This is a genomic window from Sphingomonas sp., assembly GCF_035490575.1.
Classification (GTDB): Bacteria; Pseudomonadota; Alphaproteobacteria; order Sphingomonadales; family Sphingomonadaceae; genus Sphingomonas.
On sequence record NZ_DATJLI010000140.1, the window covers coordinates 1 to 11,685 of the forward strand.

The window sequence follows — 11,685 nt, forward strand, 5'->3', positions numbered from 1 at the left end:
GTTTCGACCGGATCGCCGCCGATGCCGGCGCCGCGCACCGGCGGCTGTTCGGGCGAGTGTCGATCGACCTTGGCCGCACCGCCGCCGCCGACCAGCCGACCGATGGGCGCATCGCCGCATCGCAGACCGCAGACGATCCGGCGCTGGCGGCGCTGTATTTCCAATATGCCCGCTACCTGCTGATCGCCTGTTCGCAGCCCGGCGGTCAGCCCGCGACGCTTCAGGGGCTGTGGAACGACAGCCTCGACCCGCCCTGGCAGTCGAAATACACGATCAACATCAATACCGAGATGAATTACTGGCCCGCTTATTCGGCCAACCTGTCCGAATGCGCCGCGCCCTTGGTCCAGATGGTGCGCGAACTGGCGGAGACGGGCGCACGCACCGCCCGCGAAATGTATGGCGCGCGCGGATGGGTGACGCATCACAACACCGACCTGTGGCGCGCGACCGCGCCGATCGACGGCGCATCATGGGGCATGTGGCCGACGGGCGGCGCGTGGTTGTGCACGCATTTGTGGGAGCATTACGACTATAGCCGGGACGCCGCGTTCCTGGCGTCGGTCTATCCGGTGATGGCGGGGGCGGCGCGCTTTTTCCTCGATACGCTGCAACGCGATCCGCGCACCGGCTTTCTGGTCACCAATCCGTCGATCAGCCCCGAAAACCAGCACGGGCATGGCGGCGCGCTGTGCGCCGGGCCGACGATGGACATGGCGATCCTGCGCGACCTGTTCGACCAGACGGCGATGGCGGCGACGTTGCTGGATACCGACGCGGACATGGTGGCCGAACTGCGCGCGGCGCGCGAACGGCTGGCCCCCTACAAAATCAGCCGCCGCGGCGAGTTGCGGGAATGGCAGCAGGACTGGGACGCCGACGCCCCCGAACAGGATCATCGCCACGTCTCGCACTTGTATGGCGTCTATCCCGCGCACCAGATTTCGCTGGAGGACACACCCGAACTGGCCGCTGCCGCCAAACGCACGCTCGACATTCGCGGCGACCGGGCGACGGGGTGGGCAACGGCGTGGCGCATCAACCTGTGGGCGCGGCTGGGCGACGGCGACCGCGCGCACGGCATCCTGAACTTCCTGCTGGGACCCGATCGCACCTATCCCAACATGTTCGACGCGCACCCGCCCTTTCAGATCGACGGCAATTTCGGTGGCGCGGCGGGCGTGATCGAAATGCTGATGCACAGCCATGGCGACCGCATCGACCTGCTCCCCGCGCTGCCCCGCGCCTGGCCGACCGGGCGGATCACGGGCCTGCGCGCGCGCGGCGCCTGCACTATCGACCTGTCATGGAGCGGAGGCCAGATCGAAGAAGTCGTGCTGCGGCCCGAACGGGACGGCGACCGGACGATCCGCGCGCATGGCCGCGCGGTTCAGGTCGCGTTGAAGGCCGGACAGCCCTTGACGCTGCGGCGCGCGGCCTTCAGCCGTGGGTGAACGCCGCCGGAAAAGGATTGCCCCGCTTATGCCACGCCCGACCGCCACCCGCGCGACCCTGCTCGCCATTGCCGCGCTGGCGCTGTCGGCGGCCGCGCCCGCGCAACAGGTGGCCGATACGCCCGCCACACCCTATGCCCGCGCCATCGCGGCGGGATACAAGGCGGCGATGCTGTGCAGCGGCATGTTCAACGCAGGTCGCACGCAGGCGCAGGTCGAACGCGATGAGCTGGCGGGCATCTATCCCGAATACCAGCCGCTGATCGCTGATTTGCCCGCGACGATCGACCGGGTGGGCGGGCAAGTCAGCGTGGCGTTCGACGGCAAGTTGCCGCCGCGCGTCTCCACCTTTGCCGCGGGTCAGGGGTGCCGCAGCGAGCCGATCGGCAGCACCCCCGCCCTCGGCACCGCCGTGCCGCCCGTTCGCGGCGCCGATCCGCGCGCGTGGCCGATGGGCGATGCCGGGATCGCCCCGCGCCCGTCGCGCGCGCTGTCAAGCACCATCGACCGCGCCTTTTCGGGCGGGTTCGGCGAACAGGCGAAAACGACCGGCGTCGTCATCCTGCGCGACGGGCGCGTTGTCGGCGAACATTATGGCGATGGCTGGGGACCCTTCGTGTCGAACCGCACCTGGTCGGTCGCCAAGAGCATCGCGGGCACGCTGATCGGCATGGCGGTAATGGACGGCGCCGTCACGACCGACGCGCCCGCGCGCATCGCCGCATGGCGCCAGCCGGGCGATCCGCGCGCCGCCATCCGCCTCGACCAGTTGCTCCGCATGGCCAGCGGTCTGCACAGCGACCATGCGGGTAACCGCACCGACGCCATTTATTTCGGCGGCACCGCCGTCGATGAGCAGGCAACCGGCTGGCCGCTGGAGGCCGCGCCCGGCAGTCGTTTTCGCTATGCCAATAACGACACGCTGCTGGCAGTCCGGTCGCTCAGGGAAGCGATGGGCGATGCCGCCTATCGGGCCTTTCCCCGCAACCGGCTGTTCGATCCGCTCGGCATGACCCACACCGTCGCCGAACAGGATTGGCGCGGCAATTTCATCCTGTCGAGCCAGGTGTGGTCGACCGCGCGCGACCTTGCCCGGCTGGGACAACTCTGGCTGGATGACGGCATGTGGCAGGGCAAGCGGCTGTTGCCCGAAGGCTGGGTGCGATACATGACCACACCCGCCGGGCCGCAACCCGCGACGGGAGCGGGTTATGGCGCGACATTGTGGCTGTTCGGCGCCGAACAGAACCTGCCCGAAGGCAGCTTCGCCGCGCAGGGCAATCGCGGGCAATATGTCATGGTCGTGCCGTCAAAACGGCTCGTCGTCGTGCGGCGCGGTGAGGACGGCGTGGGCAACCGGTTCGACATCGCCGCCTTTACCCGCGCGGTCATCGACGCCGAATGATCGCACGCGGCCGCTTCGGCCATTTCGTTGCGATCGACTGGTCGGGGGCAGTGGGTCCGCGGCAAAAGGGGATAGCGGTTGCAAGCTGCACCGCCGGCGACGATGTTCCCTTGCTGGTGCGGCCCGGCCATGTCTGGTCCCGCGGCGATGTGCTTCACTGGCTGACGCATGAACTGCCCGGTGACGCCGTCGTCGGGCTGGACCTTGGCCCCGCGTTGCCCTTTGTCGATTGCGACGCGTATTTTCCCGGCTGGGCCGACAGTCCCGCCGATGCCAAGGCACTATGGGCGCTGGTCGAGCATCTGTGCGATAGCGACGCGCATCTGGGCGCAAGCGGCTTTGTCGATCACTCCGAAATCGCCCGTCATCTGCGCCGCCATGGCGGGCGCAAGGGCGAGCATTTCACCGGTCGCGGCCGATTGCGCGCGACCGAGGTGGCACAGCGCGAACAGGGGCTGAACCCCTATAGCAACCTCAATCTCGTCGGCGCGGCGCAGGTCGGCAAGTCCAGCTTCACCGGGATGCGCGTGCTGCACCGCTTGAACGGGCGCATGCCCGTCTGGCCGTTCGATCCGCTGCCGCCAGCGGGCCCGGTGCTGGTGGAAATCTATACCGCGCTGGCCGCGCTGGCGGCGGGCCGAGCCAAAGGACGTGCCAAAATGCGGACATGGGACGCGCTGAACGACGCGCTGCTGGCACTCGGCAGCCGCCCCGCGCCCGTCGACGGGCCGGTCGACGACCATAAAAGCGATGCGATCCTGACCGCCGCATGGCTGCGCGTCGCCGCGCATCGCCCCGAATTATGGGCGCCGCCCGCGCTGACCCACGAAATTGCACGCACCGAAGGCTGGACCTTCGGCGTGACCTGACGCAAAGACGCATTCGCCGTGCCGGCTTAGCTCAGTTGGTAGAGCACCTGATTTGTAATCAGGGGGTCGCGGGTTCGATCCCTGCAGCCGGCACCATCGTCCTTTAAGGTCGCACGGGTTATTGCGGCGTCGGCAATGGCGGCCCGCAACGACTTCGGTCGCCCGCCTGGCAGGCCGCGACATCGCGTTCCCATTTGCGTCGCGCCGCGCGGGCGGCTTCGGCCTGCGCTTCGTAATCAGCCATCGCCGCCGCGTGCGCCGCGCTTGCCTCGCGATATCGGGCCAGCCGGTCGCGCTCCGCCTGCTTTTCGGCCTGTATCCGGTCCAGTTGCTGGCGGGCAGCGGCCAGTTGTCGGGCATTCGCCTCACGCAGCCGGATCGCCTCGATCGCGGCAATCGCGCGCGCTGTCGCGCCGGCGTCCAGCCCGGCATCCATCATGTCGGCAGGAATCGAACCAGAGTCCCCATCGATATCGAACGAACGCGCCTCCTCGATGCTTGGCAGGTCGAGCACGAGGCCGTCCGACGTTTTGTCCACCGGCGGTTCCTCTGTCGCAGGATCGGGCGCGACGGCTTCGGGTGGCGGCGCGATCGGCTCCGGCTGCGACGGGGGGATGTCGACGGTGCGAATACGGCCCGGCTCGACCTGAGCCATGCTGGCGCTAGCCGAGAACAGGAGCAACAGGGCGATTTGCGAGCGACGAACCATCCCGCACGCGTAACCGGGGCAAGCTGTCGACGCAATGAACCACCCTTGCATGGCCGGGCGCAGCGCCTGCGCCCCGACGGAATGCTTGCGATCGGGCGTCAGTGGGATATGCTCCCCTCGCTTCAACGCAGCGATGATAGCGGCGACAAGCGGGAGAGATCGAATGGCATATCGGTTCTGCATGGCGCTGGCCGCGTCGATGCTGGTGGCGGGCGCGGCTCAGGCACAAACGGCGGTCGGTTCGGGCGGGTTGAGCGACCCGTCGCTGGGCGACGACACCTCGCGCACGGTCAATAACGATCGCAATCAGCAGTTCGCGCTCGACAATATCCGGGACGAAGTTGATTCGGCCAAGCGCGCGCCAAAGGACCCGATCCCCTCGACACGCGCGTCGCGACGCCGCGCCAACCAAATCGTCGCCGCGACCCCGGCCGATTTCATGGTCGGCGCCGTCGTGAACGACTCGACGGGCGTTCCGCTGGGCACGATCGAGGCGATCAAGCCCGAAGGGGTGCAACTGCTGTCCGGGTCGTCGCGGGCCATGGTGCCCGCCGACGTGTTCGGCAAAAAGGGCGAGCAGTTGTTGCTGAACGTCACCAAGGCCGAATTTGACAAGCAGACCGGCGGAGCACAATGATTTTGAAACCGCTGCTGCTGGCGCCCCTCGCCTGTCTGACGATCGCCGCCGCGGCACCGGCGCAGGATGCGCTCGATCCTCAAGCGGCGTTTTACGAGCTTCGCATCTATTATCCCGCGCCGGGCAAGCTGGCAGCGCTGAACAAGCGTTTCCGCGAACACACGCTGGCGCTGTTCGCACGGCACGGGATGAAAAACGTCGCTTACTGGAACGAGCAGCCGACTGAGGCAGCGCCGGAGGGTCGGATCGTCTATGTCCTCGCCTATCCCGACCGCGCGGCGCGCGAGCGAAGCTGGAAGGCGTTTGGCAACGACCCGGAATGGCGCGCCGTCGCCGCCGCGTCGGAGGCCGATGGCAAGCTGGTGGCAAAGGTCGACAGCGTGTTCATGACGATGGCCGATTACTCGCCGCCATTGACGCTGCAGCGCTGATCGCGGGTCAGTTGGTCGGCGCGCGGCGGCGATAGCTCAACGCCTCTGCGACATGCATCCGGCCGATGGTCGGTGCGCCGCCCAGGTCGGCGATGGTGCGCGCCACGCGCAGCACGCGGGTATAGCCGCGCGCCGACATGCGCGTCGCCTCCGCCGCTTGGGCCAGCAGCGCGCGGCCCGGCTCGTCGGGCGTGCAATGCGCGTCCAGCAACGCGCCTTCCGCCTCCGCATTGCTGCGCGCGGGGGTGCCGTCATAGCGCCGGGTCTGCACCGCGCGCGCTTCGGCCACGCGCGCGCCCACTTCGGCCGAACCCTCGGCAGGGGCGGGCTGGATCAGGTCGGCGGCAGTGACGGGCTGCACCTCGACATGCAGGTCGATGCGGTCGAGCAGCGGGCCGGACACCTTGGCCTGATAATCCGCCGCGCATTTGGGCGCACGGGCGCAGGCGAGCGCCGGGTCGCCCAGATGGCCGCACCGGCACGGATTCATCGCCGCGATCAACTGAACCCGCGCCGGGAAGGTAACATGGGCATTGGCGCGTGCGACGCTGACCGTTCCGCTTTCCAGCGGCTGGCGCAGCGAATCGAGCACCGCGCGCTGAAACTCGGGCAGTTCGTCGAGGAACAGCACGCCCAGATGCGCCAGGCTGACCTCCCCCGGCTTCACGCGCAGTCCGCCACCGGTCAGCGCCGCCATCGATGCGGAATGGTGTGGGCTGCGGAACGGGCGGGTGCGCGTCAGGCGACCATTGGCCAGCGTTCCCGCAACCGACTGGACCATCGACACCTCCAGCGCCTCGGCCGCGCTCAGCGGCGGGAGGATGCCGGGCAGGCACGCGGCCATCAGCGACTTGCCCGCTCCCGGCGGCCCGACGAACAACAGGTTGTGTCCGCCCGCCGCCGCGATCTCAAGCGCACGCCTGGCGGTTTCCTGTCCCTTGACCTGGCGCAGGTCGGGACCGCGGGCGGCATCCTCCACCGCGCCGGGGACGGGCGCGGGCAGCAGCGCGGTGCCCTTCAGGTGATTGAGCAGGTCGATCAGATTGTCGGCGGCGACCACTTCGATCCCGCCGGCCCACGCCGCCTCCGCCCCTTGCGATGCAGGACAGATCAGCCCCTTGCCGATGGCGGCGGCGTGCATCGCCGCCAGCAGGACGCCGGGCGACGGCGCGATGCGTCCGTCCAGCCCCAGTTCGCCGACGACGACATAATCAGCCAGCGTCTCGACATCGACAACGCCCATCGCGCCCAGCAGCGCCAGCGCCACGGGCAGGTCGTAATGCGATCCTTCCTTGGGCAGATCGGCGGGCGACAGGTTGACGGTGATTCGCTTGGGCGGCAGCGCCAGGCCGATCGCGGCGACCGCCCCGCGCACGCGCTCACGGCTTTCGCCTACGGCCTTGTCGGCCAGCCCGACCATGACAAAGGCCGGGACACCCGCGACCAGATTGCACTGGACCTCGACCCCGCGCGCCTCAAGCCCCAGATACGCCACCGTCGATACGATCGCGACCAAATCCCGCCCCCTTGTTGCCGCCCGGCAACTGCTTAGCAGCGCGGACGGCGATTGGAACGGGGCGGCCGCAATTGACTCGAGTCGCGTCGCAGCGTAAGGGCGCTCCCCTGTGATGGCCGTCTTCGGGCGGCCCTTTTTCGTTATGCCTAGGGAATGAACGATGAAGCGGACTTTTCAGCCGAGCAATCTGGTGCGTGCGCGCCGGCACGGCTTCTTCGCGCGGATGGCGACGGCGGCGGGCCGCAAGGTGATCCGTGCGCGTCGCGCGCGCGGTCGCAAGAAGCTGAGCGCCTGAAACGCCTGACCGAACGCCGCGATTATCTTGCGGCGAACGGCGGTAAGCGCGCGCCGATGCCGGGTTTCGTCCTGCAGGCACGCGATCGCGGCGACGGCGACGTTGCCAAGCGAATCGGCATCACCGTGTCAAAAAAGGTCGGAAACGCCGTCATCCGCAACCGGATGAAGCGGCGTTTTCGCGCTTTGGCGCGTGAAGTGCTGCCCGAACATGGGCTGGCGGGGCACGATCATGTGCTGATCGGCCGTGCTTCGGGGATCGAGCGTCCCTATGACGAACTGGTGCGCGACCTGAAAAAGGCGCTGGGCCGGGTGGCCAGGCGCCCGTGATCGCGCGCGTGCTGATCCTGGTCGCGCGGGGCTGGCAGATCGGCCCCTCGCGCATTCTGCCTCCGACCTGTCGCTATGCGCCGTCCTGTTCGGCCTATGCAATCGAGGCACTTCGCCGCTATGGCGCGGTGAAGGGCGGCTGGCTCGCGCTCAGGCGCATCGGGCGTTGCCATCCATGGGGCGGCTGCGGATATGATCCGGTGCCCTGACCAGGGGCGGGCGCCCAACCCATACGGGGACGAGGTTTCGGTGAAGCAAGACGGCAAGAATTTCATCCTGTTCGCGGCACTGGCGGCGCTGATCCTGTTCGGCTGGCCGGTGGTGGCGGGCTATCTCTTCCCCACCGCCAATCCGCCGGTGACTAGAATCGAGGGTGGCGAGACCAAGGTGGTCGCCAACCCTGAGGCCGATCCCACCGCCGACGCGCCGACCCAGGTGCGCGACCGGGCGCAGGTGATCGCCGAAACCCCGCGCGTGCGGATCGATACGCCGGAACTGGCCGGGTCGATCAACCTCAAGGGCGCGCGCCTCGATGACCTGGTGCTCAAGCGCTATGACGAGACGGTCGCCGATAATTCGCCGCCGATCCGCCTGTTGTCGCCGGCGGGGGCGGCCGATGCCTATTTCGCCGGGTTCGGCTGGCAGGGCGCGGGCGCCCCCGATGCCAATACCGTGTGGCAGGCCACCGGCGACGTGCTGGCGCCGGGGCGTCCGGTCACGCTGGACACGGCGACGGCGGCAGGTCTGCGATTCCGTATCAAGCTGTCGATCGACGAGAATTACATGTTCACCGCCGAACAATCGGTGGCGAATGCGGGCGGCGCGCCGGTCGCGCTCAAGCCCTATAACTATGTGCTGCGCCGCGGTCGCTCAGCCGATCAGGACCAGTGGGTCGCGCATGTCGGCCCGATGGCCGTTCGCGACGGCAGCGCCGTCTATGTCGACTGGGACGAAGTGGGGGAGAGCGAGCATCGCTATCCCACCACCGGCGGCTGGGCGGGCTTTACCGACCATTACTGGCTGACGGCTTTGGTCCCCGATCAAAAAGCGCCGGTCGAACTGCAACTGCGCCAGCGCCCTGGCGACCTGTTCGGCGCGGAAGCGACCTGGCGCGATGCCGTGACGCTCAATCGCGGTCAGTCGGTGACGCAGACGACGCGCCTGTTCGCGGGCGCCAAGGAAGTCGACCTGATCGACCGTTACGAGGGCGAACTGGGCATCGTCCAGTTCGACAAGGCGATCGACTGGGGCTGGTTCCGCATCATCGAAAAGCCGATTTTCTACTATCTCGACTGGCTGTTCAAACTGGTCGGCAATTTCGGCGTCGCGATCATGCTGCTGACGCTGACGATCCGCCTGCTGCTGTTCCCCATCGCGCAGAAACAGTTCGCGTCGATGGCGGGGATGCGCGCGCTGCAGCCCAAGATGAAGGCGTTGCAGGCCAAGCACAAGGACGACAAGCCGCGCCTTCAGCAGGAGATGATGCAGCTCTACAAGACCGAAAAGGTCAATCCGCTGGCCGGATGCCTGCCCATGCTGTTGCAGGTGCCGATCATGTTCGCGCTGTATAAAGTGCTGATCCTGACGATCGAGATGCGGCACCAGCCCTTCATCCTGTGGATTCGTGACTTGTCGGCGCCCGACCCGCTGACGCCGCTCAACCTGTTCGGCCTGCTGCCCTTCACGCCCCCGGCATTCATCGCGATCGGCGTGTTCCCGATCCTGCTGGGCATTTCCATGTGGGCGCAGTTCAAGCTCAATCCCGCGCCGATGGACGAAATGCAAAAGCAGATGTTCGCGATCATGCCGTGGATGCTGATGTTCATCATGGCACCGTTCGCCGTCGGGCTTCAGGTCTACTGGATCACGTCGAACGTCCTGACCATGGCGCAGCAATGGTGGCTGTATCGCCAGCACCCCGCGCTCAAGACCGCGCCCGCCAAGTGAACCCAGTCTTTGACGATGTGCTGGTGGAAGATGCGCGACGGCTATTCGCCGGGCCGGTTTCGTTCCTGAAATCGGCGCCCGAACTGCGCTTCATCCCCGATCCGGTCGCGCCCGAAATCGCGGTTGCGGGCCGGTCGAATGTGGGCAAATCGTCGCTGCTCAATGCGCTGACCAATCGCAATGGGCTTGCCCGCACATCGAACACGCCGGGCCGGACGCAGGAGCTGAACTTCTTCGAAGTCGGCGAACCGCTGGCGTTCAGGCTGGTCGACATGCCCGGCTATGGCTTTGCCAAGGCGCCCAAGGACATGGTCCGCAAGTGGCGCTATCTGGTGAACGATTATCTGCGCGGGCGACAGGCGCTGAAGCGCGCGCTGGTGCTGATCGATTGTCGCCACGGCATCAAGGATGTCGATCGCGAGATCCTGAAGATGCTCGACGATGCCGCCGTCAGCTATCGCATCGTGCTGACCAAGGCCGACAAGGTAAAGGCCAGCGAACTGGCCGAGGTTCACGCCCGCACCGAGGAGGAAGCGCGCAAACGGCCCGCCGCGCATCCCGGCATCCTCGTCACCTCCAGCGAAAAGGGCATGGGCCTGCCCGAACTGCGCGCCGCGGTGCTCGAAGCGATCGGCTGACGGACATTCTCAGCTACCCTTGCGTTGAACCGCCAAGGAGACGCGCGATGACCGATCGAAACCCCGCCGATACCCGCACCACGCCGGATGAAGACCGCGAACCCGAAGGCGGCCGCCCGCAGGAACGCCCCGAAGATCGCCCCAATGTCGGCAGCACCACGCCCGAGGATTATCCCGCCGACGACCGTGCCGAGGGTCAGAAATAGGCGCCAATCGCCGTTCGGCACCGACGCAATCAAAATGGTGCGGGCGGTCGGACTCGAACCGACATGGATTGCTCCGGCGGATTTTGAATCCGCTGCGTCTACCATTTCGCCACGCCCGCAACGGCAATAGCCCGGCGCCATTATCCTACCTTTTCACGAAGCGCCAGTGTCGGCTTCGATCCGCCCGTCAGCGACGGTCAACCGCACCGCCTCGCCCGCCAGTTCGGCGAACAGCGCGGGTTCGGTGCCCGTCATCCACACCTGCCCCTTGCCCGCCAGCCGTTCGAACAGCGCCGCTCGCCGCACGGGGTCGAGATGCGCGGCGACCTCGTCGAGCAGCAGGACCGGCGGATGCGGCATCGTCGCGGCGACCAGATCGGCATGGGCCAGCACGATCGACAGCAGCAGCGCCTTTTGCTCGCCGGTCGAACACAGCGCCGCCGCCTGATCCTTGGCGCGGTGCGTGACCGACAGGTCGGCACGGTGCGGCCCGGCCAGCGTGCGGCCCGCCGCGGCATCGCGCGCCCTGCCCTGCGCCAGTTCGCGCGCCAGCGATCCGCCTTCGCCCACAAATCCCTCCAGCACCAGCGCCGGCCGCGCGAATGGCCCGTCCTCGGTGTGATCGAGCAGCGCCGACAGCGCCGCCACCGTGCGCCGTCGCGCGCCGTCCAGCGCAATGCCATGTTCGACCATCCGCGCTTCGATCGCGGTCAGCCATTGCGGGTCGGCGGGCGCGTCATCGGCCAGCAGGCGATTGCGTTCGCGCATTGCCGATTCGTATCGCGTGGCGTGCGTCGCATGGCCCGGCTCCAGCGCCAGCGTCAGCCGGTCGAGGAACCGGCGACGCTCGCTGGCGGGTTCGGTGAACAGCCGGTCCATTGCCGGGGTCAGCCACAACACGGCCAGCCATTCCGCCAGCGCGGTCGCGGGTGCTGCCGCGCCGTTGACGCGCACCAGCCGCCGGTCGGGTGCCTGTGGCTGCACGCCCGTTCCCAGCGTCGCATCGCCGATCAGCGTGCCCGCCACGCCGAACCCGCCGGGTCCCCCCTGCCGCGCCATTGCGGCAAAGGGCGCGCGGCGCAGGCCGCGGCCGGGCGCCAGCAGCGATACGGCTTCCAGAATGTTGGTCTTGCCCGCCCCGTTTTCGCCCGTCAGCGCGACGAAACCGGGGCCGGGTTCGATCACCGCGTCACGGTGGTTGCGAAAATCGCTGAGCGCGAGGCGGACGAGCATGCGCCCCCCATAAGGG

The 11,685-nt window shown here is 67.8% G+C and carries 14 protein-coding genes and 2 tRNA genes; 12 read left to right on the forward strand and 4 right to left on the reverse strand.

Annotated features, from left to right (window positions below; all coding sequences use genetic code 11):
* The 4 genes from VL973_RS10390 to VL973_RS10405 all read left to right on the forward strand — a co-directional run.
* Positions 1 to 1,454, forward strand: a 1,454-nt coding sequence (locus tag VL973_RS10390) for a glycosyl hydrolase family 95 catalytic domain-containing protein (RefSeq protein WP_349254993.1), incomplete at its 5' end; no start/stop codon positions are given.
* Positions 1,455 to 1,482: 28 nt separating this feature from the next.
* The gene (locus VL973_RS10395; protein WP_325283950.1) at positions 1,483 to 2,859 is read left to right on the forward strand and encodes a serine hydrolase domain-containing protein; all 1,377 of its coding nucleotides are present in this window, start codon (positions 1,483 to 1,485) and stop codon (positions 2,857 to 2,859) included.
* Positions 2,856 to 3,728: a hypothetical protein gene (locus VL973_RS10400; protein WP_325283951.1), complete on the forward strand. Its 873-nt coding sequence runs from the start codon at positions 2,856 to 2,858 to the stop codon at positions 3,726 to 3,728. Before VL973_RS10395 ends, VL973_RS10400 begins: the two co-directional genes overlap by 4 nt.
* Positions 3,729 to 3,748: 20 nt before the next feature.
* Positions 3,749 to 3,824, forward strand: a tRNA-Thr gene (locus tag VL973_RS10405).
* A 22-nt stretch (positions 3,825 to 3,846) separates the two neighbouring features.
* Here VL973_RS10405 and VL973_RS10410 read toward each other — a convergent pair.
* Positions 3,847 to 4,383, reverse strand: a complete 537-nt coding sequence (locus VL973_RS10410; protein WP_325283952.1) for a hypothetical protein — start codon at positions 4,381 to 4,383, stop codon at positions 3,847 to 3,849.
* Between the two features lie 217 nt (positions 4,384 to 4,600).
* Here VL973_RS10410 and VL973_RS10415 point away from each other — a divergent pair, with 217 nt between their 5' ends.
* Complete coding sequence (locus VL973_RS10415; protein ID WP_325283953.1) at positions 4,601 to 5,074, forward strand: hypothetical protein; 474 nt, start codon at positions 4,601 to 4,603, stop codon at positions 5,072 to 5,074.
* Positions 5,071 to 5,505 (forward strand): NIPSNAP family protein, encoded by a 435-nt coding sequence (locus tag VL973_RS10420; RefSeq protein ID WP_325283954.1) that lies wholly within the window; start codon positions 5,071 to 5,073, stop codon positions 5,503 to 5,505. Before VL973_RS10415 ends, VL973_RS10420 begins: the two co-directional genes overlap by 4 nt.
* Positions 5,506 to 5,512: 7 nt before the next feature.
* Here VL973_RS10420 and VL973_RS10425 read toward each other — a convergent pair whose 3' ends face one another.
* Positions 5,513 to 7,021, reverse strand: a complete 1,509-nt coding sequence (locus VL973_RS10425; protein WP_325283955.1) for a YifB family Mg chelatase-like AAA ATPase — start codon at positions 7,019 to 7,021, stop codon at positions 5,513 to 5,515.
* 160 nt (positions 7,022 to 7,181) lie between these two features.
* On the opposite strand from VL973_RS10425, the gene rpmH reads away from it, so the two are divergent.
* From rpmH to VL973_RS10455, 6 genes are read left to right on the forward strand one after another with little or no spacing between them, the layout of a single operon-like run.
* Positions 7,182 to 7,316 (forward strand): 50S ribosomal protein L34, encoded by a 135-nt coding sequence (gene rpmH / locus VL973_RS10430; RefSeq protein WP_096343204.1) that lies wholly within the window; start codon positions 7,182 to 7,184, stop codon positions 7,314 to 7,316.
* Between the two features lie 5 nt (positions 7,317 to 7,321).
* Positions 7,322 to 7,645 (forward strand): ribonuclease P protein component, encoded by a 324-nt coding sequence (rnpA, locus tag VL973_RS10435; RefSeq protein WP_325283960.1) that lies wholly within the window; start codon positions 7,322 to 7,324, stop codon positions 7,643 to 7,645.
* Positions 7,642 to 7,854, forward strand: coding sequence for a membrane protein insertion efficiency factor YidD (gene yidD / locus VL973_RS10440; RefSeq protein ID WP_325283956.1), 213 nt, complete (start codon positions 7,642 to 7,644; stop codon positions 7,852 to 7,854). Before rnpA ends, yidD begins: the two co-directional genes overlap by 4 nt.
* A gap of 40 nt (positions 7,855 to 7,894) precedes the next feature.
* Positions 7,895 to 9,592, forward strand: a complete 1,698-nt coding sequence (gene yidC / locus VL973_RS10445; RefSeq protein WP_325283957.1) for a membrane protein insertase YidC — start codon at positions 7,895 to 7,897, stop codon at positions 9,590 to 9,592.
* Positions 9,589 to 10,230: a ribosome biogenesis GTP-binding protein YihA/YsxC gene (gene yihA / locus VL973_RS10450; protein ID WP_325283958.1), complete on the forward strand. Its 642-nt coding sequence runs from the start codon at positions 9,589 to 9,591 to the stop codon at positions 10,228 to 10,230. The genes yidC and yihA overlap by 4 nt, the downstream gene beginning before the upstream one ends.
* A gap of 47 nt (positions 10,231 to 10,277) precedes the next feature.
* Positions 10,278 to 10,436: a hypothetical protein gene (locus tag VL973_RS10455; RefSeq protein ID WP_325283959.1), complete on the forward strand. Its 159-nt coding sequence runs from the start codon at positions 10,278 to 10,280 to the stop codon at positions 10,434 to 10,436.
* A 35-nt stretch (positions 10,437 to 10,471) separates the two neighbouring features.
* Here the strand turns inward: VL973_RS10455 and VL973_RS10460 are convergent.
* Positions 10,472 to 10,555, reverse strand: a tRNA-Leu gene (locus tag VL973_RS10460).
* 34 nt (positions 10,556 to 10,589) lie between these two features.
* A complete protein-coding gene (recF, locus tag VL973_RS10465) occupies positions 10,590 to 11,669 on the reverse strand; it encodes a DNA replication/repair protein RecF (RefSeq protein WP_325283961.1) in 1,080 nt (359 codons plus the stop codon).
* Between the last annotated feature and the right edge of the window lie 16 nt (positions 11,670 to 11,685).